This is a genomic window from Bacillus sp. JK62 (assembly GCF_053663455.1).
The window spans coordinates 39,347-59,935 of the sequence record NZ_JBSJQA010000010.1 but is presented as its reverse complement, the minus strand read 5'-3'; the positions used below and the strand labels follow the sequence as shown (position 1 = coordinate 59,935).

Annotated in this window: 33 protein-coding genes and 1 pseudogene; 3 read left to right on the top strand and 31 right to left on the bottom strand. The window is 44.5% G+C overall.

Annotated elements, in window-relative coordinates:
- The first annotated feature begins 372 nt into the window (after positions 1-372).
- Positions 373-1,137: a polysaccharide deacetylase family sporulation protein PdaB gene (pdaB, locus tag ACWJJ4_RS19165; protein ID WP_167859833.1), complete on the top strand. Its 765-nt coding sequence runs from the start codon at positions 373-375 to the stop codon at positions 1,135-1,137.
- On the opposite strand, the gene kbaA is transcribed toward pdaB, so the two are convergent.
- Positions 1,138-1,734, bottom strand: coding sequence for a KinB-signaling pathway activation protein (kbaA, locus tag ACWJJ4_RS19160; RefSeq protein ID WP_003156571.1), 597 nt, complete (start codon positions 1,732-1,734; stop codon positions 1,138-1,140).
- 107 nt (positions 1,735-1,841) lie between these two features.
- Between kbaA and gerD the strand changes: the two genes are divergently transcribed.
- The gene (gerD, locus tag ACWJJ4_RS19155; RefSeq protein ID WP_007615280.1) at positions 1,842-2,399 is read left to right on the top strand and encodes a spore germination lipoprotein GerD; all 558 of its coding nucleotides are present in this window, start codon (positions 1,842-1,844) and stop codon (positions 2,397-2,399) included.
- 32 nt (positions 2,400-2,431) lie between these two features.
- On the opposite strand, the gene ACWJJ4_RS19150 is transcribed toward gerD, so the two are convergent.
- From ACWJJ4_RS19150 to ACWJJ4_RS19140, 3 genes are all read right to left on the bottom strand, one after another.
- Positions 2,432-3,484, bottom strand: a complete 1,053-nt coding sequence (locus ACWJJ4_RS19150; protein WP_003156567.1) for an Mrp/NBP35 family ATP-binding protein — start codon at positions 3,482-3,484, stop codon at positions 2,432-2,434.
- A gap of 79 nt (positions 3,485-3,563) precedes the next feature.
- Positions 3,564-4,277: an N-acetylmuramoyl-L-alanine amidase CwlD gene (gene cwlD, locus ACWJJ4_RS19145; protein WP_070081277.1), complete on the bottom strand. Its 714-nt coding sequence runs from the start codon at positions 4,275-4,277 to the stop codon at positions 3,564-3,566.
- 60 nt (positions 4,278-4,337) lie between these two features.
- Positions 4,338-4,781 (bottom strand): DUF2521 family protein, encoded by a 444-nt coding sequence (locus tag ACWJJ4_RS19140; RefSeq protein WP_017419478.1) that lies wholly within the window; start codon positions 4,779-4,781, stop codon positions 4,338-4,340.
- Positions 4,782-4,911: 130 nt separating this feature from the next.
- On the opposite strand from ACWJJ4_RS19140, the gene ACWJJ4_RS19135 reads away from it, so the two are divergent.
- Positions 4,912-5,385 (top strand): DinB family protein, encoded by a 474-nt coding sequence (locus ACWJJ4_RS19135; RefSeq protein WP_151140332.1) that lies wholly within the window; start codon positions 4,912-4,914, stop codon positions 5,383-5,385.
- 13 nt (positions 5,386-5,398) lie between these two features.
- Here the strand turns inward: ACWJJ4_RS19135 and ACWJJ4_RS19130 are convergent, their stop codons facing one another.
- The 27 genes and pseudogenes from ACWJJ4_RS19130 to rplN all read right to left on the bottom strand — a co-directional run bounded on the left by ACWJJ4_RS19130 (position 5,399) and on the right by rplN (position 20,562).
- Positions 5,399-6,166 carry a class I SAM-dependent methyltransferase gene (locus ACWJJ4_RS19130; RefSeq protein WP_014304221.1) on the bottom strand — a complete coding sequence of 256 codons (768 nt, stop codon included), beginning with the start codon at positions 6,164-6,166 and terminating at the stop codon, positions 5,399-5,401.
- 137 nt (positions 6,167-6,303) lie between these two features.
- Positions 6,304-6,696: a 30S ribosomal protein S9 gene (gene rpsI, locus ACWJJ4_RS19125; RefSeq protein ID WP_003225846.1), complete on the bottom strand. Its 393-nt coding sequence runs from the start codon at positions 6,694-6,696 to the stop codon at positions 6,304-6,306.
- A gap of 20 nt (positions 6,697-6,716) precedes the next feature.
- The gene (gene rplM / locus ACWJJ4_RS19120) at positions 6,717-7,154 is read right to left on the bottom strand and encodes a 50S ribosomal protein L13 (RefSeq protein ID WP_003156556.1); all 438 of its coding nucleotides are present in this window, start codon (positions 7,152-7,154) and stop codon (positions 6,717-6,719) included.
- Positions 7,155-7,313: 159 nt separating this feature from the next.
- Positions 7,314-8,057 carry a tRNA pseudouridine(38-40) synthase TruA gene (gene truA / locus ACWJJ4_RS19115; RefSeq protein WP_070081274.1) on the bottom strand — a complete coding sequence of 248 codons (744 nt, stop codon included), beginning with the start codon at positions 8,055-8,057 and terminating at the stop codon, positions 7,314-7,316.
- 12 nt (positions 8,058-8,069) lie between these two features.
- A complete protein-coding gene (locus ACWJJ4_RS19110; RefSeq protein ID WP_014304219.1) occupies positions 8,070-8,867 on the bottom strand; it encodes an energy-coupling factor transporter transmembrane component T family protein in 798 nt (265 codons plus the stop codon).
- On the bottom strand, positions 8,864-9,733 hold the full coding sequence (locus ACWJJ4_RS19105) for an energy-coupling factor ABC transporter ATP-binding protein (RefSeq protein ID WP_003156552.1): 870 nt from the start codon (positions 9,731-9,733) through the stop codon (positions 8,864-8,866). Before ACWJJ4_RS19105 ends, ACWJJ4_RS19110 begins: the two co-directional genes overlap by 4 nt.
- The gene (locus ACWJJ4_RS19100) at positions 9,709-10,554 is read right to left on the bottom strand and encodes an energy-coupling factor ABC transporter ATP-binding protein (protein ID WP_007615256.1); all 846 of its coding nucleotides are present in this window, start codon (positions 10,552-10,554) and stop codon (positions 9,709-9,711) included. Before ACWJJ4_RS19100 ends, ACWJJ4_RS19105 begins: the two co-directional genes overlap by 25 nt.
- Before the next feature lie 131 nt (positions 10,555-10,685).
- A complete protein-coding gene (gene rplQ / locus ACWJJ4_RS19095) occupies positions 10,686-11,048 on the bottom strand; it encodes a 50S ribosomal protein L17 (protein ID WP_003156550.1) in 363 nt (120 codons plus the stop codon).
- Positions 11,049-11,125: 77 nt separating this feature from the next.
- Entirely contained in the window at positions 11,126-12,070 is a 945-nt protein-coding gene (locus ACWJJ4_RS19090) for a DNA-directed RNA polymerase subunit alpha (protein ID WP_003156549.1), read from the bottom strand.
- A 176-nt stretch (positions 12,071-12,246) separates the two neighbouring features.
- On the bottom strand, positions 12,247-12,642 hold the full coding sequence (gene rpsK, locus ACWJJ4_RS19085) for a 30S ribosomal protein S11 (protein ID WP_003156547.1): 396 nt from the start codon (positions 12,640-12,642) through the stop codon (positions 12,247-12,249).
- A 20-nt stretch (positions 12,643-12,662) separates the two neighbouring features.
- Positions 12,663-13,028: a 30S ribosomal protein S13 gene (rpsM, locus tag ACWJJ4_RS19080; protein WP_003156545.1), complete on the bottom strand. Its 366-nt coding sequence runs from the start codon at positions 13,026-13,028 to the stop codon at positions 12,663-12,665.
- Between the two features lie 22 nt (positions 13,029-13,050).
- The gene (rpmJ, locus tag ACWJJ4_RS19075) at positions 13,051-13,164 is read right to left on the bottom strand and encodes a 50S ribosomal protein L36 (protein WP_003156543.1); all 114 of its coding nucleotides are present in this window, start codon (positions 13,162-13,164) and stop codon (positions 13,051-13,053) included.
- A 33-nt stretch (positions 13,165-13,197) separates the two neighbouring features.
- Complete coding sequence (infA, locus tag ACWJJ4_RS19070; RefSeq protein WP_003156508.1) at positions 13,198-13,416, bottom strand: translation initiation factor IF-1; 219 nt, start codon at positions 13,414-13,416, stop codon at positions 13,198-13,200.
- A pseudogene (locus tag ACWJJ4_RS19065) lies at positions 13,394-13,676 on the bottom strand (KOW domain-containing RNA-binding protein). Before ACWJJ4_RS19065 ends, infA begins: the two are co-directional and overlap by 23 nt.
- Before the next feature lie 64 nt (positions 13,677-13,740).
- Positions 13,741-14,487, bottom strand: coding sequence for a type I methionyl aminopeptidase (gene map, locus ACWJJ4_RS19060; protein ID WP_094247298.1), 747 nt, complete (start codon positions 14,485-14,487; stop codon positions 13,741-13,743).
- A complete protein-coding gene (locus ACWJJ4_RS19055) occupies positions 14,484-15,137 on the bottom strand; it encodes an adenylate kinase (protein WP_007410407.1) in 654 nt (217 codons plus the stop codon). Before ACWJJ4_RS19055 ends, map begins: the two co-directional genes overlap by 4 nt.
- A gap of 51 nt (positions 15,138-15,188) precedes the next feature.
- Entirely contained in the window at positions 15,189-16,484 is a 1,296-nt protein-coding gene (gene secY / locus ACWJJ4_RS19050) for a preprotein translocase subunit SecY (protein WP_003156501.1), read from the bottom strand.
- A 1-nt stretch (position 16,485) separates the two neighbouring features.
- Positions 16,486-16,926, bottom strand: coding sequence for a 50S ribosomal protein L15 (gene rplO, locus ACWJJ4_RS19045; RefSeq protein WP_003156499.1), 441 nt, complete (start codon positions 16,924-16,926; stop codon positions 16,486-16,488).
- Positions 16,927-16,956: 30 nt separating this feature from the next.
- Positions 16,957-17,136, bottom strand: a complete 180-nt coding sequence (gene rpmD / locus ACWJJ4_RS19040) for a 50S ribosomal protein L30 (RefSeq protein WP_003156497.1) — start codon at positions 17,134-17,136, stop codon at positions 16,957-16,959.
- A 13-nt stretch (positions 17,137-17,149) separates the two neighbouring features.
- The gene (gene rpsE, locus ACWJJ4_RS19035) at positions 17,150-17,650 is read right to left on the bottom strand and encodes a 30S ribosomal protein S5 (protein ID WP_003328273.1); all 501 of its coding nucleotides are present in this window, start codon (positions 17,648-17,650) and stop codon (positions 17,150-17,152) included.
- Positions 17,651-17,674: 24 nt separating this feature from the next.
- Positions 17,675-18,037: a 50S ribosomal protein L18 gene (gene rplR / locus ACWJJ4_RS19030; RefSeq protein ID WP_003156492.1), complete on the bottom strand. Its 363-nt coding sequence runs from the start codon at positions 18,035-18,037 to the stop codon at positions 17,675-17,677.
- A gap of 34 nt (positions 18,038-18,071) precedes the next feature.
- Positions 18,072-18,611, bottom strand: coding sequence for a 50S ribosomal protein L6 (gene rplF, locus ACWJJ4_RS19025; RefSeq protein WP_003156490.1), 540 nt, complete (start codon positions 18,609-18,611; stop codon positions 18,072-18,074).
- A 30-nt stretch (positions 18,612-18,641) separates the two neighbouring features.
- Positions 18,642-19,040: a 30S ribosomal protein S8 gene (gene rpsH / locus ACWJJ4_RS19020; RefSeq protein WP_003156489.1), complete on the bottom strand. Its 399-nt coding sequence runs from the start codon at positions 19,038-19,040 to the stop codon at positions 18,642-18,644.
- A 31-nt stretch (positions 19,041-19,071) separates the two neighbouring features.
- Entirely contained in the window at positions 19,072-19,257 is a 186-nt protein-coding gene (gene rpsN / locus ACWJJ4_RS19015; RefSeq protein ID WP_003156488.1) for a 30S ribosomal protein S14, read from the bottom strand.
- A 22-nt stretch (positions 19,258-19,279) separates the two neighbouring features.
- The gene (gene rplE / locus ACWJJ4_RS19010; RefSeq protein ID WP_003156487.1) at positions 19,280-19,819 is read right to left on the bottom strand and encodes a 50S ribosomal protein L5; all 540 of its coding nucleotides are present in this window, start codon (positions 19,817-19,819) and stop codon (positions 19,280-19,282) included.
- Between the two features lie 26 nt (positions 19,820-19,845).
- Complete coding sequence (rplX, locus tag ACWJJ4_RS19005) at positions 19,846-20,157, bottom strand: 50S ribosomal protein L24 (RefSeq protein WP_003156486.1); 312 nt, start codon at positions 20,155-20,157, stop codon at positions 19,846-19,848.
- Between the two features lie 36 nt (positions 20,158-20,193).
- Positions 20,194-20,562, bottom strand: coding sequence for a 50S ribosomal protein L14 (gene rplN / locus ACWJJ4_RS19000; protein ID WP_007410404.1), 369 nt, complete (start codon positions 20,560-20,562; stop codon positions 20,194-20,196).
- Between the last annotated feature and the right edge of the window lie 27 nt (positions 20,563-20,589).

Sequence of the window (20,589 nt, the reverse complement as noted above, 5' to 3'; positions counted from 1 at the left end):
CGTCCTGAGCCAGGATCAAACTCTCCGATAAAGTAGTTTGACTGACTACGCACATCGCTGTGCGATTTATTTAAAACTTTGAATTAACAGGTACGTTTTGTCTTGTTTAGTTTTCAAAGATCATTACCGCTTGTTGAAGCAGCTTTATTATCTTACCACTCAGCTTCTTTTATGTCAACAACTTTTTTTAAGTTGTTTCCGAAGCTTTTTGTTGTTGTCTGCTGTCCATCAGCGACGTTTAATAATATACCATGCATTCGCTGAATTTAGCAAGTGTTTTTTTCGTTTTTTTTTGAAACGTATTTCGTTATATTCATCTCCGCCGCGGCATACGATGTAATCAAGCATGGACAAGATAAGGAGGCGTCATCAGTGAACCACTTCTACGTGTGGCACATCAGAAGGATAAAACAGCTGCTTATTATTATCATTGCCGCATTTGCAGCAGCCAGCTTTTTTTATATACAGAGAGCCGTCCCCCTTCCTGTATTTTTAACTGATAGCAGCCCGAAGGCTATTTCAAAAGGGGAAACGAAAGCGGGCGAAGTCGCATTAACATTCGATATCAGCTGGGGCGACGAAAAAGCGGTTCCGATTCTGAACGCGCTAAAAGCAAACGGTATTAAAAACGCCACTTTTTTTCTGTCAGCTTCTTGGGCGGAACGGCACCCGGACACAGTTGAACGTATGGTAAAAGACGGACATCAAATCGGCAGCATGGGATATGCGTATAAGAATTATACCAACCTAGAGGACAATGAAATAAAAAAAGACATCCTCCGGGCCCAGACCGCATTTAAAAAGCTGGGTGTGAAGAATGTTCATTTACTCCGCCCGCCGACCGGACAATTTAATAAAAAGGTTCTTGCCATTGCACAGCAGTACCGCTATTCAGTGGTTCATTACAGCGTTAACTCGCAGGATTGGACAAATCCCGGTCCTGATAAAATCATTGAAAATGTAAACAGTCATATAAAAGGCGGCGACATTGTCCTGCTGCACGCCTCTGATTCAGCAACACAGACCGAAGAAGCGCTCCCCGCCATCATTCACAATTTAAAGCAAAAAGGACTGAAAAACGTGACAGTCGGCGACCTGATCGCAAATACTGACGTCAAGTCATCAGAAGTGAAATAACTACCTCTGGGCAAACTTCGGCAGCATTAACAGCTGAAACGCATTGCAGCCCATCAGCGGAATCAGCATCAAATAAAGCCAGTCCTCATTATTCACTCTTAGCGCAGGAACCCATTCAAGCGCCGTAATAACGACCATTAAAAATAATGATGAAACGAACGTATTTTTTGAGGACTGCTTTTGTTTTATATACGCCGTCAACAGGCCGACGGCAAGCAGAGCCAGCGGCAGCCAGACAAACCCCGCAATCGAGTCATCCCGCTCACCGAAAAACAAAAATCTGACGTACATTAAATCAAAAGCGACAAACAGAATGATAAACAGCTGAAGCAGATTCCAAAGCGAGTTTGATCTGAGAATTTCAAGGGCAAACCGGTGCACCGTCAGAAAGACGAAGAATCCCATCTGGCTGATCACACTGAAAATCATGCCTACCCCGATAAACCAGATCAGAACGGAGAAAATCTGACCGGCCTCAAAATTCAGAAAGAACCCCTTGTACTCCCCCCACTTCAGTGCAAATCCCACGACGCTTGTAATAAGAGCGCCCACAGCTAAAATCGAAAAGAAAAATCGAACAAGCCCGCGGCTTTTCATCTCTTATTCATCCCCCTGACAATCGCGTTCAGCGATATTTTGTTATGTATAAATCCATTCCGATGAATCATATTAAAAATAAGTACAAGTAAGGAAGGAGCTTATGCATGTCAAAAGCCAAAACGCTATTGATAAGCTGTTTTGTTGTATTATCTGTAACAGCTTGTGCTCCAAAAGACCAAGCAGCGGATATGGATTATGACCAGACTAAAAAAATGGTTGTTGATATATTAAAGACAGATGATGGAAAAAAAGCAATTAAGGAAATATTAAATGATGATGCGATGAATGAGGCATTGGTGATTGATCAAAATGCCATTAAAGGCACAATAGAGAAAACCCTCACCTCTAAAAAAGGGGCGGAGTTCTGGAAAACCATCTTTGAAGACTCAAAGTTCGCCGAGAGCTTTGCAAAAACGCTTCAGCCCGAGCACGAAAAAATCATAAAAAAACTGATGAAAGACCCTGATTATCAGAAAAGTTTTATGCAGATCATGCAGGACCCCGGCATGGATAAAAAATACTATGAGCTGGTGAAAAGCCAAAAGTTCCGCAGTTACTTAGAAGATGTAATTACAGAGACACTTTCCAGCCCGCTTTTCAAAAAGCAATTCGAGGATGAATTGAAAAAAGCGGCTTCAAGCTCTGAAAAAGAAAGCCAATAAAAGGCCGGGCCGTGTTGATCCCGGCCCCTTTTTTATTCAGCTGTTTTTTCAATGACTTTCTGGGCGATTCCCATATAAATTTCCCCGATCGGATGACTTCTGTCATAGACAGAAGGCGCAAACTGGTCCTTGTCCCAATCAGGCTGTTTTAAAGGAATTCTGCCAAGCAGCGGCACCTGCAATTCCTCTGCAAGCTTGTCTCCCCCGCCTTGACCGAACACATATTCTCTCTCGCCGGTTTTTGCACTTTCATAATAAGCCATATTTTCAATGACCCCTACAACTTCATGATCGGTCTTAATCGCCATAGAACCCGCTCTCGCCGCTACAAATGCGGCTGTAGGGTGCGGCGTTGATACGATAATCTCTTTGCAGCTCGGAAGCATCGTGTGTACATCGAGCGCCACATCACCCGTGCCGGGCGGCAGATCGAGAACGATATAGTCAACCTCTCCCCAGTCAACCTCATGGAAGAAGTTATTCAGCATCTTGCCCAGCATCGGCCCTCTCCACACAACCGGAGCGTTTTCTTCGACGAAAAAGCCCATCGACATAACCTTTACTCCAAATCTTTCGACAGGAAGCAGTTTTTCTCCTTCAACTGTCGGGCGAACGGTAATACCCATCATGTCCGGCACGCTGAATCCGTATATATCCGCGTCGATCAAGCCGACTTTTTTGCCGAGCCGCGCAAGAGAAATGGCCAGGTTGACGGAAACCGTTGATTTGCCGACACCGCCTTTTCCGCTTGCCACCGCAAGAAAGACCGGCGGATGTTTCCTATTCAGCAGGGTTTCGCTTTCAGCAGCCGGCCGGCTGAATTTCGCCAATGTTTCTTCCGGCAGCTCTTCAAACCGCAGTCCGACAGTTTCAGCACCCGCTTCTTTCAAAACGGATACGATTTCCTGCTGAATGCCCATCTGTTCAGCCGTCCCCGTTTTTGCCAATGCAATTTTTACACTGACATGCCGTTTTTCCGGCTTGACCTTCACTTCTTTAATGGCATCCAATTCTCCCAGCGGTCTATGAAGAAAAGGTTCGCGCATGTTTCCGACTATATTTCTTACTTCATCTTCTCTTATCATCGAACCCTCACCCTTTGTGTATTCGTTTACAAATGGTATTATACCATATATTAAACGCAGAATCGGCGAAAAACCCTCCTTACTCGGGAGGGTCTCCTTTCTCTGTGAAATATCTCAATACGCCCTTATACACGGAAGAAGCGATTTTGTCCTGATATTTAGGCTGGCCGAGCCTTTTCGCTTCCGCGGGATTGGACAGAAATCCGATTTCCACCAGGGCGCCCGGTTTGGTTACATTCTGCATTAAGTAAATGCCGTGTATCCGTTTTGCCTTTCTCGTTGTATTCTCCAAATTGATTCTCAATTCATCCTGTATATATTTGGCCACTTTTTCATTCTCTTCGTATTTTCCATAGTAGAAACTTTGGGCGCCGCTCCATCTCGGTGACGGTATGGCGTTCAGATGAATGCTGATATAAAGCTCCGCCTCTGAACGGTTGATGATCTCCACGCGCTTTCTCAGATCTTCCGCTTTGCGTCGGCTGTAGCCTCTCGTCCCTTCAGGAGCTAAATCAGTATCCGTCTCCCGCGTCATAATAACCAAAGCTCCCTGCTCCTGCAAATAGTCTCTGACCCTGGAGGCCACTTCGAGAGTAATGTCCTTTTCAAGGTGACTGCCTCCCGTGGCGCCTCCGTCCGGCCCGCCGTGTCCCGGATCGAGATAGATGATTTTCCCGCTCAGCGGCAGGCTCCACGGCCGCCAGGAATCATCATTATGGAATTGAAACCGGAATAAACACAATAATATGATAAAGCCAAGTAAAAAACCGAGCCATTTCAGCTTTTTTGTCATACCTTTCCCTCCCGCTTGTCCCCGTTATTAATAAGTATGGGACAAGGGAAGAAATTATGATTACCTCATGCGGAGCTTACATTGTTTTTCTCTTTGCAGAAATCCTTCCGTCCACCAGCTGTTGATAAACCGGCAGGACGCTTCATAGACTTCTTTTTGTTCAACGGAAGAATATTGCTCATGCGTCCAATTGCAAAGATATTCAAAAAAATCGGCCGTCAGTTCTTCCTCTTCTTCAGCCGAACGGGCGTTTGCCCTCTGCAAAGACTCACCATAATAGCCAAAGACGCCGAACCGGCCGCCTAATAAATACGCTTCAATTGCAAAATCTATGCATCCTTCACTCAGAATGCCGTTTTCGTCTTGAAGAAAGGGAAACAAAGGGGTAAGACATGCTTTTACGGACTGAATGATCTGCGTCAGTGACAGCTCCTTTAGTAAACTCTTCTCAAGCTCATAATCCTTCTGCCGTTTCACATCTGAAAAAGATAATACTTCTGCCATTGCCAGCCACGCTCCTTTTTACTGTTATTTTGAAAGGAAAAGGGAGAAAGCATGCTTTGTTGATAGTGGAAATCCTCCCAAATGAAGGAGTTTCATGTTAACTGGAAGAATAAAGAGCTGAGGTGACGTGATGAAAAAGCTGTTTCAATACAATTGGACGGTGCGTGACGAGTGGTTTATGATATGTGAAAAGCTGAGCCGGGAGGAAATGACGAAAACCCGGACAGGCGGAATGGAGAGCATCTTGCGGACTTTATTTCATATCATTGATGTCGAGATCAGCTGGGCTCGTGCCATTTTAGGTAAAGATGATGTTTTACCCGCTGAGTCTGACTATACGAGCATTCAGGATCTCAGAAAGCTGTCTGAACAGTATCGGGAGGATGTCATTCATGCGGTCTCCCGCAAAGGGCCGGATCTTGTTAAGCCGGACTGGATGGACCAAACCTTTCCTAAAGAAGATATTCTCCGCCACATCCTTGCGCATGAGATTCACCATATGGGACAACTGTCAGTTTGGGCCAGAGAAATTGGAATAGAACCGGTTTCGGCTAATGTGATCAGCCGTCCGCAGGAAAAAGCCGCAAAAAAACAGCACCTCTGACGGGATGCCGTTTTTATATTTTAATGCTTCTTGTTACGGAGTATGTATTAATGTATTCATCCAGCACGAGGCCGCCTTTGTCCTCGTAAAAACCGGCAACCATAAAGCCTGCGTCAATCTGACCTTTAATTTGATCCTCCAGCGTATGGCCGAATTCAAGCGCTTCATGATTATCAATAAGTTCCTTTACCTTTTTCTTACTCAGATCTTTTTCATCCGAAAACGGAATGGAATACTTTACTTTTAGTACGCCTTCCTGCTCTAAATCCATATCAAATAAGAACACGACGGGATTTACAAAACCGGAGACTAAAGACCCGCCTTTTTTCAATACGCGATGAGCTTCTTTCCATACCGGAAGAACCGTATCAACAAAGCAATTCGATACCGGGTGCACGATAAAATCAAATGACTCATCATCAAAACAGCTCAGATCATTCATGCTGCCTTTGACAGTCCGAAGCGTAAGACCGTCCCGCTCGGCAACCATTCTGTCTTGCGCAAGCTGTTTTTCCGAATTGTCAAAGATGGTGACATCCGCTCCTGCAGCAGCAAGGACCGGCCCTTGCTGTCCTCCTCCTGAAGCAAGACAAAGAACCTTCAGACCGTCTATGGGCGGAAACCAATCCGCCGGCACATCTTTTCCGGGGGTCATTCTGATGCTCCAATTGCCTTTTTTTGCTTCACCAATCGTATGAGAATCAACCGCAACCGTCCATTCATTGCCTGTTTCGACTTTTTTATCCCATGCCTTGCTGTTATGTATGACTAACTTATTCATTATAACTGCGCTCCTTATTGGTAATGAATAGAGTATAACAAACAATTCTAGAAAAACATCGGATAACCTCTTCGATATGAGAAAAAAATACAAAAAAACCACAACCAAGAAGTTGTGGTTTTTGCCATCCAAAACGATTAACGTTTTGAGAACTGAGGTGCACGACGAGCGCCTTTAAGACCGTATTTTTTACGTTCTTTCATACGAGCGTCACGAGTCAGAAGACCAGCACGTTTAAGTGTTGCGCGGTATTCTGGATCTGCTTCAAGCAAAGCACGAGCGATACCGTGACGGATTGCTCCAGCTTGACCAGATAAGCCGCCTCCATGTACGTTTACTAAAACATCATAAGTACCAGCTGTTTCAGTTAAAGTTAATGGTTGTTTGATATCTTCGATTAGAGCCGGAGATGGAATGTGCTCGCTGATTTCACGATTATTAACGACGATACGACCTTCTCCTGGAACTAAGCGCACACGCGCTACAGAACTTTTACGACGGCCAGTACCGTAATATTGAACCTGTGCCAAATTGGTAACCTCCTTTTTAATTAACCGCGAAGTTCGTAAACTTCAGGTTTTTGTGCTTCATGTGGATGCTCAGAACCACGGTATACGTTCAATTTCTTGAACATTTGACGACCTAGAGAACCTTTTGGAAGCATGCCTTTGATAGCAAGCTCAAGCATTTTCTCAGGGTAGTTTGTACGCATTTCAAGAGCTGTTCTTGATTTCAGACCGCCTGGGTGCATTGTGTGACGGTAGTAGATTTTATCAGTTAACTTTTTACCAGTTAACTCGATTTTTTCAGCGTTGATGATGATCACATGATCTCCAGTATCAACGTGCGGTGTGTAAGTCGGTTTGTGTTTCCCGCGAAGGATAGATGCAACTTCTGTAGAAAGACGTCCTAAAGTCTTGCCTGCTGCATCAACAACTAACCACTTGCGTTCAATAGTACTTGCGTTAGCCATAGGTGTTGTACGCATTTAATTCCCTCCTAAATGATCTGTCATTTTTTCATAAACTTCTGTTACGTTCTATTTCACAACACAATAAGTTCCGGGGCTTATCGTGGGGTTGAAATACATACCATATGATATCTTATAACTTTATGCAGACTCTGTCAAGAAAATGTTACACCTGGTTTAGTTGTCATAGCAAACGCTCCATAAATACAGCCCGTGCCCCGGTGCGGTGCGCCCCGCGGCTTCGCGATCCTTCGCTTTGAGCATTGCTTTTACATCATCGGGAGAAAATTTTCCAGCTCCTGTATCCAATAACGTTCCGGCAATGATTCTGACCATATTATAGAGAAAACCGTTTCCGGTGATCCGCATCTGCAGGCCGTCTCCGGTCTCAGTCCAATCCAGCTCGTAAATCGTTCTGACCTTATCCTGAACCGCGGTATCAGCCGCGCAAAAGCTTGTGAAATCATGTGTCCCGATGAGGTGCCTTGAAGCTTCCCTCATTTTCTGCACATTAAGCTGATATGCAAAATGGTAAGCGTAATGTCGTTTAAATACGTCCGGGTGTTTCTCCGTATATACAAAGTAGCGATATTCCTTTTGGACCGCGCTAAATCGTGCATGGAACCCATCATCCGCAATCTCTGCTGTTTTGACGGCAATATCATCAGGCAGCAGGGCATTGAGCGCAAACGGCCATTTCTCAGCCGGGATGGACAGCGGCGTATCAAAATGAATGACCTGCCCGGCAGCATGAACATCGCTGTCCGTGCGGCCCGATGAGATGACAGGCACCCTGCCATCCGTTTTGTGGATGACGGCCAGCGCTTTTTCCAATTCACTTTGAACGGTCCGCTTTCCAGGCTGAACCTGATATCCGTTAAATAAATGCCCGTCATAAGCAATGGTACATTTCACTCTCATTCAGCAGCACCTCTAACTTCTTAAGAAAAACAATAACACGGCTAATACGATGATGAGCAGAATGGCTCCGGTATCCTTTCCGGTCCAGACGAGCTTTCTGTATTTCGTTCTCCCCTCACCGCCCTGGTAGCCTCTCGCCTCCATGGCGACCGCAAGCTCTTCCGCGCGTTTAAAGGCGCTGACAAACAGCGGGACAAGTAGCGGAACAACCGCTTTGATTCTGTCTTTCACCGGGCCGCTTGTAAAGTCCGCACCCCTCGCCATTTGCGCCTTCATGATTTTATCTGTCTCTTCCATCAATGTCGGGATAAATCGCAATGATATCGACATCATCAATGCGAGTTCGTGTACGGGCAGCTTCACCTTTTTAAAAGGATTCAAGAGCTGCTCCATTCCATCCGTTATTTCAATCGGCGTTGTTGTCAGCGTCAGCAGCGTTGTCATAAAGATAAGGTAAACGAAACGGAGGGAGATAAAAATCCCCTGTATAAGTCCGCCCTCATACACTTTAAACCAGCCAAGCTGAAAAATGACAGATCCTTCATGCGTCATGAAAATGTGTAATAAAAAGGTAAACGCCACAATCCAGATAATCGGCTTAAGCCCTTTCAGCAAAAAGCTGAACGGCACTCGTGTTAAGGCGATCACCCCGAATGTAAACAAACCGAGCAAAGCATACGTTTGTACGTTGTTTGCCAAAAAAACGATACATACAAAAAGAAAGATGCTGACAAGTTTTGTTCGCGGGTCCAATCGGTGAATAAGCGATGATCCGGGAACATACTTTCCGATAATCATGCTGTCCATCATTGGTCCTTTTCCTCCTGAAAGAAAGCCTTAATTTCGCTCGCGGCATCCTGCAGGGTCAGCATGGGTTTTTCATACTTAACTCCGAGAGCCTCCTCAAGCCGTCTCTGAAACTTCACCGACTCAGGAAGATCCAGTCCCATTTCGGCCATCTCTTCACCTTTTACAAACAAGTCACGCGGACTCCCCGTCGCTTTAATGGTTCCTTTGTGCATGACGATCATTTCGTCAGCATAGCGGGCGGCGTCCTCCATGCTGTGGGTGACGAGAACGGTAGTCAGGTTTCCCCGCTGATGAAGCGCATAGAACATGTCCATAATGTCCTGGCGCCCTCTCGGATCAAGACCGGCCGTCGGTTCATCCAAAACCAGCACTTCCGGCTCCATCGCGAGAACGCCGGCAATCGCCACTCTGCGCATCTGGCCGCCGCTGAGCTCGAACGGTGAACGATCCAAAATGTCTTCCGGAAGGCCCACAAGCCCCAGCATTTCTTTTGCTTTCCGTTCAGCGTCTTCTTTTTTTACACCGAAATTCATCGGTCCGAATGCGATGTCCTTCAGCACAGTCTCTTCAAACAGCTGATGTTCGGGAAATTGGAAAACGATTCCGACTTTTTTTCGCAAAGTCTTAAGGTCTTTATTTTTTTTACCGGCTGCCAGAATCGTGCTCCCGAGCTCAAGCTGTCCTTTAGTCGGTTTCAGCAAACCGTTTAAATGCTGCAGGAGCGTCGATTTGCCCGACCCTGTATGCCCGATGACGGCAACGTAGCTGCCCTCTTTTATCACGGCATTGATATCATACAGAGCAAGCCGTTCAAACGGTGTCTTCATTTGATAGCGGTGTTCTACATCTTTGATTTTAATGTCCACAGCTCATTCACCAGCCCTTCCTGAGTCAGATGGTTTTTCGTTAACGCCAGTCCGCTTTCTTTCAAAAGCAGGCTGAGCTGGAATGAGAAAGGCAAATCAAGACCGATGCGAACCAAGTCTTCATTTAATTTAAAAATCTCTTCAGGCGTGCCCTCTGCATATTTCCTGCCGCCGTTCATCACAATGATCCTGTCCGCCCTTGCGGCTTCTTCCAGGTCATGTGTTATCGAAATGACGGTGGCCATGCCCTGATCTTTTAAGCGTCTGACAGTATCAAGGACTTCTTCTCTCCCAATCGGGTCAAGCATGGATGTCGCTTCATCCAAAATCATAATATCAGGACGCGCGGCAATAATTCCCGCGATCGCCACTCTTTGTTTTTGACCTCCGGAGAGATGGTGCGGCTCTTGATCAAGAAAATCCTGCATATTGACTTGTGTGACAGCCCAATCTACTCTCTCAATCATTTCTTCGCGCGGAACACCATTGTTTTCTAAACCAAAAGCCACATCATCGCGAACAGTCGTTCCGACAAATTGGTTATCGGGATTCTGAAAGACCATCCCTATTTTTTTTCGCACATCCCACACGGTATCCTCAGTCAGCTTGATGCCGCCGACTTCAATTTCTCCGGCCTCAGGCAAAATCAGCCCGTTCAGCGCTCTGGCCAAAGTCGACTTCCCTGAACCGTTGTGACCTACGATAGCAAGCCATTCTCCTTCATATACCTCCAGACTCACACCGTCCAGCGCCGGTCTTTCTGCATCTTTGCGGTAGCGGAATAGAATGTCTTTTACGGATATAAGCTGTTTTTGATCCACGGGCGCCTGACCTCCTCTCAGCTATAGCTCTGCTTTTCTGTCTCATGATAAAAAGTTCTGATATCTAAAAAAAGGGCATAGATCCAGTTAGAAACTGTCCCGCCCTTCTTTAGATACACAAAAATATGTGATTAAACCAATTCGATGATTGCCATTGGTGCACCGTCACCACGGCGAGGACCAAGCTTCATAATACGTGTGTATCCGCCTTGGCGCTCCTCGTAACGAGTTGCAATGTCAGAGAATAATTTTTGAAGTGCATCTTGGTTATTTTCTTCATTAGCAACCTCGTTGCGAATGTATGCAGCAGCTTGACGACGAGCATGCAAGTCACCGCGCTTACCAAGAGTGATCATCTTTTCAACAACAGAGCGAAGTTCTTTCGCACGTGTTTCAGTTGTTTCAATTCTTTCGTTGATGATCAAATCTGTTGTAAGATCACGAAGCATAGCTTTACGCTGTGAACTCGTACGTCCTAGTTTTCTGTATGACATGTGATGTCCCCTCCTTTAATGGAATGCTGTTTCTAATTAAAAAACACACGAAAATCCTAGTTCACATGGAAACTAGATCAATCGTCTTTGCGAAGGCCGAGTCCAAGTTCTTCAAGTTTCGCTTTCACTTCTTCAAGTGATTTGCGTCCCAGGTTGCGAACTTTCATCATATCTTCTTCCGTCTTGTTCGCAAGTTCTTGAACCGTGTTAATGCCCGCACGCTTCAAGCAGTTGTAAGAACGGACAGAAAGATCAAGTTCCTCAATCGTCATTTCAAGAACTTTTTCTTTTTGGTCCTCTTCTTTTTCAACCATGATTTCAGCATGCTGAGCTTCGTCAGTTAAACCGACGAATATATTAAGGTGTTCAGTTAAAATCTTTGAACCGAGAGCAATTGCTTCCTTCGGTCCAGTGCTTCCGTCAGTCCAAACATCAAGTGTAAGTTTGTCATAGTTTGCAACCTGGCCTACACGAGTGTTTTCTACCTGATAAGATAAACGAGAAACTGGCGTAAAGATTGAATCGATCGGAATCACGCCGATTGGCTGATCGTCTCTTTTGTTCGAATCAGCAGGTGTATACCCACGTCCTCTTTGTGCAGTAAGGCGAACTCGGAAACTCGCATTCTCACCAAGAGTCGCGATATGAAGATCCGGATTAAGGATTTCAACATCGCTGTCGTGTGTAATATCAGCTGCTGTGACAGTTCCTTCGCCCTGTACATCAATTTCAAGCGTCTTCTCTTCATCAGAGTAGATTTTCAATGCAAGCTTTTTAATGTGCAAGATTATCGTTGTAACATCTTCCACAACGCCTTCGATTGTCGAGAATTCGTGCAGTACACCATCTATCTGGATCGATGTTACAGCGGCACCAGGGAGTGAGGATAAGAGGATACGACGTAAGGAGTTACCCAGAGTTGTACCATATCCACGCTCAAGCGGCTCTACGACAAACTTACCAAATTTGGCATCGTCGCTGATTTCAACCGTTTCGATTTTTGGTTTTTCAATCTCGATCATTACTTAAAACCCTCCTTCAAAACGTCGAAACCTCGAATAGAATCATATGAGATTCCATCCGAAATTCCCCATTGTTTAGTCCCGTATGTGCTCAGGCAACGAGTCGGTGCATTCGTTTCATAAATAACTGTATCATAACCCATTATTGACAGGGACACAAAATCTATACAAACAAATTACACGCGGCGACGTTTTGGTGGACGGCATCCATTATGAGGAACAGGAGTTACGTCTCTGATAGCTGTAACTTCAAGTCCGGCAGCTTGTAAAGCACGGATTGCAGCTTCACGGCCAGAACCTGGTCCTTTAACAGTTACTTCAAGAGTTTTAAGTCCGTGTTCGATTGAACCTTTAGCAGCTGTTTCAGCAGCCATTTGCGCAGCAAAAGGAGTCGATTTACGAGAACCTCTGAATCCTAGAGCTCCGGCACTTGACCAAGAAATAGCATTACCATGAGTATCAGTGATCGTAACGATCGTGTTGTTGAAAGTTGAACGAATATGAGCGATTCCTGACTCAATATTCTTTTTCACGCGACGTTTACGCGTGTTTTGTTTACGAGCAGCAGCCATTGTTTAGGTACCTCCCTTACTTATTTTTTCTTGTTAGCTACAGTACGACGCGGACCTTTACGAGTACGCGCATTGTTTTTAGAGTTTTGTCCGCGAACAGGCAAACCTCTGCGATGGCGGATTCCGCGGTAGCTTCCGATTTCGATCAGACGCTTGATGTTAAGAGAAACTTCACGGCGAAGGTCACCTTCTACTTTCAGTTTGTCAATAACATCACGGATTTTACCAAGTTCTTCTTCAGTAAGATCACGCACACGAGTATCTTCAGAAACACCAGCCTCTTTCAAGACTTGCTGAGCCGTTGTGCGGCCAATTCCGAAGACATATGTTAAAGAAATAACAACACGTTTGTCACGTGGGATATCTACACCAGCAATACGAGCCATTCTCTGGGCACCTCCTTATTAATTATCCTTGTTTTTGTTTATGCTTTGGATTTTCACAGATCACCATTACTTTTCCTTTTCTGCGAATAACTTTACATTTCTCGCAGATTGGTTTAACTGATGGTCTCACTTTCATGTGTTTCCAACCTCCTTCAGTTTCCGGAGTGCTTTATTTGTAACGGTACGTAATCCTGCCACGAGTTAAGTCATATGGAGATAATTCTACCGTAACTTTGTCTCCAGGTAAAATGCGAATGAAGTGCATGCGGATTTTACCAGATACGTGAGCCAAAACCGTATGGCCATTTTCGAGTTCAACTTTGAACATCGCGTTTGGCAGTGTTTCGACAATCGTACCTTCCACTTCAATTACATCGTCTTTCGCCATTCAAGTGTTCTCCCTTCTTCAAATCAGTAACTTGCTCTCTGACAAATTTCAAAAGAGAAAATCTCAGTTATCCGTTTGTCACACGCCCTGTTTCGTTTATACTGTTCTGAACTTCCGGAGATACGCAATCATAAAGGGTGAATGATTGATATTCTTTTTCTAAGGAGAATGAAATGTACGCTTTTCTCCGTCTGCTTTAGTACACGATGATGAATCTTCCTTCCGATGACAGCAGCTAGCCGGTTTTTCTTCCGACCAATTGTAAACCTACAATCTGCCCAGGTGCGGAATGAAAAACATGTGTCATGGAACTCATTTCATCATCTAGACTTTTGTCAGTATATCAAAACCCGTTTCCGTAATCGCAATCGTATGTTCAAAATGAGCACACTTTTTCCCATCTACCGTTACAACCGTCCAGTTATCAGCCAATGTTTTCACATACCGGCTGCCAGCGTTAACCATCGGTTCTATAGCGAGAACCATACCAGGCTTCAGCCTAGGTCCTTTGTTTGGCGGACCGTAATGAGGAATTTGCGGATCCTCATGCAAGTCTTGACCAACACCATGTCCGACATACTCCCTAACAACTGAAAACTGCTCCTTTTCGACATACGTTTGTATTGCGTGGGAAATATTCGACAAACGTTCACCTGGTTTTGCTTCCTTCAAGCCTTTATATAAAGACTCCTCTGTCACTTCCAGCAGTCGTTTATCATCATCACTGATGTTTCCTACCGGATATGTCCAAGCAGAGTCACCATGATAACCATTTAATTTAGCACCGATATCAATGCTGATAATGTCACCGTCACGCAAAACCCTTTTACCGGGAATTCCGTGAACGAGTTCTTCATTAACTGATACACAGATGCTCCCGCGAAACCCATTATACCCCTTAAAAGATGGGATTGCACCCTGCTTCTCAATAAAACGTTCGGCAATTTGATCCAATTCTTTTGTCGAGATTCCTGGTTTAATGTGCTTTTTCATCTCTTCATGAGTCAAAGCCACGATTCGCCCTGCTTCCCGCATGATGCTAAGCTCACGAGGGGTCTTACAGATAATCATTTGCTCAATCCTCCAAGAAGCTCTTTCACATCTTTGTACACGTCGTTAATGTCCTGCTGGCCATTGACGTTGACAAGATACCCTTTCTCAGAATAAAAATCGAGTAAAGGCTGAGTCTGCTTCATGTTGACCTCAAGCCGTTTTGAGACGGTTTCCTCATTATCATCTGCCCGTTGATAAAGGTCTCCTCCGTCTTTATCACAAACACCCGGCGTTTTCGGCGGATTGAAAACCAAATGATAGGTTGTGCCGCAAACACTGCAAATTCTGCGTCCAGTCAAACGTTCCATTAAAGAGTCTTTGTCTACTTTAATGTTAATGACATAATCAATCGGCTTGCCGTATTCCTCAAGAATGTTTTCAAGAGCTTCAGCCTGAGCGACTGTTCGCGGAAATCCGTCCAGAAGAAAACCTCTTTCACAATCATCTTTGCCGAGTCTTTCTTTGACAATGCCGATTGTGACTTCGTCCGGTACGAGCTCGCCTTTATCAATATAAGACTTTGCTTCGAGTCCGAGTGGTGTTTCTTCTTTCATAGCAGCACGGAACATATCTCCCGTTGAGATATGAGGTATCCCATAATCCTCAACAATTCGTTCTCCCTGTGTGCCTTTACCGGCTCCAGGAAGTCCCATTAAGACTAAGTTCATTCGGATTTCCCCCGTCCTCTCTTATTAAGAGGAATGGTTAAAACCAGTCCTCTAATTTTTCATAAATCCTCGGTAATTACGTTTCACTAACTGGCTCTCCAGCTGCTTCATTGTCTCCAAGGCTACCCCGACGACAATTAACAATGATGTTCCGCCAATCTGTGCACTTTGAGGCAATCCAGCGAATTGAATGAAAAAGATAGGAAGAATGGAAATCACGGCTAAGAATATAGAACCCACAAACGTAAGTCGATACAAAATGCTCGTAATTCTATCTTGAGTCATTTTCCCTGGACGAACCCCCGGGATATAGCCACCCTGTTTTTTAAGGTTATCAGCCATTTGTTCAGGGTTTACCTGCACAAAAGCATAGAAGTACGTAAAGGCGATAATTAATGCGACATAAACCGTCATGCCCACCGGATGTGTATTGTCAAAGTTGGCTTGAATCCACTTTGTCACATCGTTTTCTCCGAAAAATGACGCGATAGTACGCGGCGTAATAAGGAACGCAACCGCAAAGATTACCGGAATAACCCCTGCCGGATTCACTTTAAGCGGAAGGTGAGTTGACTGGCCTCCGCCAACAGGTGAACGACCTTGCCCTTTTGCATATTGAATCGCGATTTTGCGTACGGCCTGCTGAATGAAAATAACACCAACAATAACGGCCAAAATCGCAATCACCAGTAAAGCGATTTTTACAATATGAATAAACAGCTGATCGCTGCTGCCGACAAATTGAGTCTCATAAATCTGCCCAACAGTTTTCGGAATACTAGCCACAATCCCCGCGAAGATGATGATCGAAATTCCGTTACCTACTCCATTGGAAGTAATTTGTTCTCCCAGCCACATTAAAAAAGCAGTTCCTCCAGTGAGTACTAAAGCAATAATCAGATATGTCGATATGCCGGATTTTTCAATCAGCATACCGTTTGCCAGGTTGTTAAACCCGTAAGACATACCTAATGCCTGGATAAAACCAAGCACAATCGTAAAATATCTCGTGAACTGAGCTAATTTACGGCGGCCGACTTCACCTTGCTTAGACCACTCGGTAAACTTCGGCACAACATCCATCTGAAGCAGCTGAATGATGATCGAAGCAGTGATGTAAGGTGTAATTCCCATCGCAAAAATGGAGAACTGATAAAGCGCACCGCCGCCAAATGTGTTAAGGAGATCAAAAACCCCCATCGAACTTTGTGTCTGCAACGCCTGAGCATTTACATATGGCACAGGGATAAACGCACCTATGCGAAAGACGATAAGCATGAGTAATGTAAAAATGATTTTATTCCGAATATCACTCACACGCATAAAGTTGGAGATTGTCTTAAACAAGTTAGATCACCTCAGCTGTACCGCCAGCAGCTTCAACAGCTTCTTTCGCAGAAGCAGAGAATTTATTGGCTTTTACAGTTAATTTTTTCTCTAATTTACCGTTGCCAAGAATCTTTACTCCTGCATTAAGTTTGCTAATAACACCAGTCTCAAGAAGAAGTTCAGGAGTGACTTCCGTTCCTTCCGCAAAACCGTTCAATTTGTCTACGTTCACAATAGCGTATTCCTTACGGTTGATGTTTGTAAAACCGCGCTTAGGAAGACGTTGGAATAAAGGCATTTGTCCCCCCTCGAATCCAGGGCGTACACCGCCGCCAGAACGAGCGTTTTGACCTTTGTGACCTTTACCAGCTGTTTTACCGTTACCAGAACCAATACCACGACCTACGCGATTGCGCACTTTACGTGAACCTTCTGAAGGCTTTAATTCATGAAGTTTCATTAGGACACCTCCTTAGCCTATAATTTATTTTTATTGTTCTTTAACAGAAACTAGATGAGATACTTTATTAATCATACCGCGGATCGCAGCGTTATCTTCATGAACGACAGTTTGGTTTGTTTTCTTTAAACCAAGTGTTCTTACAGTAACGCGCTGATCTTCCGGGCGACCGATTACACTGCGTTTGAGGGTAATTTCTAATTTAGCCATTAATGTTCCCTCCTTATCCTAACAGTTCTTCTACAGATTTTCCACGAAGCTTCGCAACGTCTTCGGCACGTTTAAGCTCACTTAAACCTTGAAGTGTTGCACGGATCATGTTGATCGGTGTGTTAGAACCTAAAGACTTAGAAAGGATATCAGCAACGCCAGCAAGCTCAAGTACCGCACGTACAGGGCCTCCAGCGATAACTCCAGTACCTTCAGAAGCAGGTTTCAACAAGATATTGCCTGCACCGAAACGTCCGATGATTTCGTGTGGAATCGTAGTTCCAACCATTGGTACTTCAATCAAATTCTTTTTCGCATCTTCAACAGCTTTGCGGATTGCTTCAGGTACTTCTTGTGCTTTACCAGTACCGAAACCTACGTGACCGTTTTTGTCACCGACAACGACTAGAGCTGCGAAACGGAAACGACGACCACCTTTAACAACTTTCGCTACGCGGTTAACCGTAACTAAGCGTTCTTCTAACTCTAATTTGCTTGGGTCAATACGACGCATAATCATGTGTCCCTCCTTTTTTTATTAAAATTTCAGTCCGGCTTCACGAGCTGCATCGGCCAGAGCTTTTACACGTCCATGGTATAAGTATCCGCCGCGGTCAAATACTACGTCAGAAACACCTTTCTCAGAAGCGCGTTTCGCAACGAGTTCACCGACTTTAGCAGCAGCAGCGCTGTCACCAGTGCTTTCCACGTTCAAATCTTTATCGAGAGTAGAGGCACTAGCAAGTGTAACACCATTTACATCATCGATGATTTGAGCATAAATGTGTTTGTTTGAACGGAACACATTCAGACGAGGTCTTTCAGCTGTGCCTGAAAGTTTAGCACGAACACGGGCATGTCTTTTTTGACGAGCAGCATTTTTGCTAGTTTTCGTAATCATCCTTAGGTCACTCCTTTCTTCACTTTAAGCGGTCTTACTTAGCAGATTTACCTTCTTTACGGCGAACAACTTCACCTTCGTAGCGGATTCCTTTACCTTTGTAAGGCTCTGGAGAACGTACAGCGCGGATGTTAGCAGCGATAGCTCCTACACGCTCTTTGTCTGTACCTTTTACAACTACTTTAGTTTGAGAAGGAACTTCGATTTCGATGCCCTCTTCAGGAACGATCTCAACAGGGTGAGAGTATCCAACGTTTAAAACAAGTTTGTTTCCGGATTTAGCCGCACGATAACCGACACCGACTAATTCCAAACCTCTTTCAAATCCTTTAGATACGCCTTCAACCATGTTTCCAAGCAGACTGCGAGTCGTACCATGCAGCGCACGGTGCTCTTTGTGATCAGAAGGACGAGTAACTGTAAGCACGTTGTCCTCAATTTTGATTTCCATATCAGGATGGAAAGTACGAGTTAATTCTCCTTTTGGTCCTTTTACAGCTACAGTGTTGCCTTCGTTCAGCGTTACTGTAACTCCAGAAGGGATCTCAAGCAGTTTTTTACCTACACGAGACATACTAAAACACCTCCATTCTTGTTAAACTTCTTACCAAACGTATGCTAGAACTTCTCCACCAGCTTGTTTTGCACGGGCTTCTTTGTCCGTTAAAACACCTTGTGATGTAGAAATAATCGCGATTCCAAGACCGTTAAGTACGCGAGGTACTTCATTTGATTTAGCGTATACACGCAAACCTGGTTTGCTGATTCTTTTAAGACCAGTGATAACGCGCTCGTTGTTTTGTCCGTATTTCAAGAAAACGCGGATGATACCTTGTTTGCTGTCTTCTACGAACTCAACGTCACGAATGAAACCTTCACGCTTTAAAATGTCAGCAATTTCTCTTTTCAATTTAGAAGCAGGAATTTCAAGCTTCTCATGACGTACCATGTTTGCATTGCGAATACGAGTCAGCATATCTGCAATTGGATCTGTCATAACCATTATATAATTACCTCCTTCCCATTCTTGGGGATTACCAGCTGGCTTTTTTCACGCCAGGAATTTGTCCTTTATATGCAAGCTCACGGAAACAAATACGGCAAAGTTTAAATTTACGAATGACTGAGTGCGGACGTCCGCAGCGTTCACAGCGAGTGTACTCTTGCACTTTAAACTTTGGTGTACGTTGTTGTTTCGCAATCATTGACTTTTTAGCCACGATTTCGCCTCCCTTTCATTGATTATTTCTGGAACGGCATACCTACTTGAGTTAATAGCTCACGAGCCTCTTCGTCAGAGTTAGCAGTCGTTACGATAACGATGTCCATTCCGCGAACCTTTGTTACTTTATCGTAGTCAATTTCAGGGAAGATTAACTGTTCTTTGATACCAAGAGTGTAGTTTCCGCGACCGTCGAAAGATTTCTTAGAAATCCCGCGGAAGTCACGTACACGCGGTAAAGATACAGAAATAAGTTTATCAAGGAAATCATACATGCGCTCTCCGCGAAGAGTTACTTTCGCACCGATAGGCATTCCCTCACGAAGACGGAATCCAGCAATTGATTTCTTCGCACGAGTAACGACAGGTTTTTGACCTGCGATAAACGTTAATTCTTCAACAGCACTGTCGATTGCTTTTGCGTTTTGAACAGCATCACCGACACCCATGTTGATTACGATTTTTTCGATTTTTGGCACCTGCATAACAGAGTCGTAGTTGAACTTCGTCATTAAAGCAGGTGAAATTTCTTTATTGTACTTTTCTTTAAGGCGGTTCATGAGATAGACCTCCCTTCCTTTAAATACTATTTATCTAAGACTTGCCCAGATTTTTTTGCAACACGAACTTTTTTGCCATCTTCCACTTTGTATCCTACGCGAGTCACTTCACCTGTTTTAGGATCGAGCGGCATAACGTTTGATACATGAATTGGCGCCTCTTGATTAGAAATACCGCCTTGAGGGTTTGCTTGAGTTGGTTTAGAGTGCTTCTTCACCATGTTTACGCCCTCAACTAGAACGCGGTCCTTTTTAGGGAAAGCAGCAAGGATCGTACCTTGTTTGCCTTTATCTTTACCAGAGATAACCATTACTTTATCGCCTTTTTTCACATGCATCCTGATCGCACCTCCTTGAGTAAGGCATTTATTTCATTAGATAACTTCTGGAGCCAGAGAAACAATTTTCATGAAGTTGTTTTCACGTAATTCACGGGCAACCGGTCCGAAGATACGAGTTCCACGCGGGCTCTTGTCGTCACGGATGATAACACATGCATTCTCATCGAAGCTGATGTATGATCCGTCAGTTCTGCGTGCTCCGCTTTTTGTGCGAACGATAACAGCTCTTACGACTTCACCTTTTTTGACAACGCCTCCTGGTGTTGCTTGTTTAACCGTGCAAACAATTACATCACCAATGTTAGCCGTTTTACGTCCAGAACCGCCAAGAACTTTAATAGTAAGTACCTCACGCGCACCGGAGTTGTCAGCAACTTTTAAACGAGTCTCTTGTTGAATCATTATTTGTTACCTCCCTTCGGAAAAAGA

Bases quoted from the DNA above. Each gene is read 5' to 3' on its own strand.
- kbaA (WP_003156571.1), bottom strand. From the start codon at position 1,734: ATGAAAAGCCGCGGGCTTGTTCGATTTTTCTTTTCGATTTTAGCTGTG.
- gerD (WP_007615280.1), top strand. From the start codon at position 1,842: ATGTCAAAAGCCAAAACGCTATTGATAAGCTGTTTTGTTGTATTATCT.
- ACWJJ4_RS19150 (WP_003156567.1), bottom strand. From the start codon at position 3,484: ATGATAAGAGAAGATGAAGTAAGAAATATAGTCGGAAACATGCGCGAA.
- cwlD (WP_070081277.1), bottom strand. From the start codon at position 4,277: ATGACAAAAAAGCTGAAATGGCTCGGTTTTTTACTTGGCTTTATCATA.
- ACWJJ4_RS19140 (WP_017419478.1), bottom strand. From the start codon at position 4,781: ATGGCAGAAGTATTATCTTTTTCAGATGTGAAACGGCAGAAGGATTAT.
- ACWJJ4_RS19135 (WP_151140332.1), top strand. From the start codon at position 4,912: ATGAAAAAGCTGTTTCAATACAATTGGACGGTGCGTGACGAGTGGTTT.
- ACWJJ4_RS19130 (WP_014304221.1), bottom strand. From the start codon at position 6,166: ATGAATAAGTTAGTCATACATAACAGCAAGGCATGGGATAAAAAAGTC.
- rplM (WP_003156556.1), bottom strand. From the start codon at position 7,154: ATGCGTACAACACCTATGGCTAACGCAAGTACTATTGAACGCAAGTGG.
- truA (WP_070081274.1), bottom strand. From the start codon at position 8,057: ATGAGAGTGAAATGTACCATTGCTTATGACGGGCATTTATTTAACGGA.
- ACWJJ4_RS19110 (WP_014304219.1), bottom strand. From the start codon at position 8,867: ATGATGGACAGCATGATTATCGGAAAGTATGTTCCCGGATCATCGCTT.
- rplQ (WP_003156550.1), bottom strand. From the start codon at position 11,048: ATGTCATACAGAAAACTAGGACGTACGAGTTCACAGCGTAAAGCTATG.
- ACWJJ4_RS19090 (WP_003156549.1), bottom strand. From the start codon at position 12,070: ATGATCGAGATTGAAAAACCAAAAATCGAAACGGTTGAAATCAGCGAC.
- rpsK (WP_003156547.1), bottom strand. From the start codon at position 12,642: ATGGCTGCTGCTCGTAAACAAAACACGCGTAAACGTCGCGTGAAAAAG.
- rpsM (WP_003156545.1), bottom strand. From the start codon at position 13,028: ATGGCTCGTATTGCTGGTGTAGATATCCCACGTGACAAACGTGTTGTT.
- rpmJ (WP_003156543.1), bottom strand. From the start codon at position 13,164: ATGAAAGTGAGACCATCAGTTAAACCAATCTGCGAGAAATGTAAAGTT.
- infA (WP_003156508.1), bottom strand. From the start codon at position 13,416: ATGGCGAAAGACGATGTAATTGAAGTGGAAGGTACGATTGTCGAAACA.
- map (WP_094247298.1), bottom strand. From the start codon at position 14,487: ATGATTATCTGTAAGACCCCTCGTGAGCTTAGCATCATGCGGGAAGCA.
- ACWJJ4_RS19055 (WP_007410407.1), bottom strand. From the start codon at position 15,137: ATGAACTTAGTCTTAATGGGACTTCCTGGAGCCGGTAAAGGCACACAG.
- rplO (WP_003156499.1), bottom strand. From the start codon at position 16,926: ATGAAACTTCATGAATTAAAGCCTTCAGAAGGTTCACGTAAAGTGCGC.
- rpmD (WP_003156497.1), bottom strand. From the start codon at position 17,136: ATGGCTAAATTAGAAATTACCCTCAAACGCAGTGTAATCGGTCGCCCG.
- rpsE (WP_003328273.1), bottom strand. From the start codon at position 17,650: ATGCGTCGTATTGACCCAAGCAAATTAGAGTTAGAAGAACGCTTAGTT.
- rplR (WP_003156492.1), bottom strand. From the start codon at position 18,037: ATGATTACGAAAACTAGCAAAAATGCTGCTCGTCAAAAAAGACATGCC.
- rplF (WP_003156490.1), bottom strand. From the start codon at position 18,611: ATGTCTCGTGTAGGTAAAAAACTGCTTGAGATCCCTTCTGGAGTTACA.
- rpsH (WP_003156489.1), bottom strand. From the start codon at position 19,040: ATGGTTATGACAGATCCAATTGCAGATATGCTGACTCGTATTCGCAAT.
- rplE (WP_003156487.1), bottom strand. From the start codon at position 19,819: ATGAACCGCCTTAAAGAAAAGTACAATAAAGAAATTTCACCTGCTTTA.
- rplX (WP_003156486.1), bottom strand. From the start codon at position 20,157: ATGCATGTGAAAAAAGGCGATAAAGTAATGGTTATCTCTGGTAAAGAT.
- rplN (WP_007410404.1), bottom strand. From the start codon at position 20,562: ATGATTCAACAAGAGACTCGTTTAAAAGTTGCTGACAACTCCGGTGCG.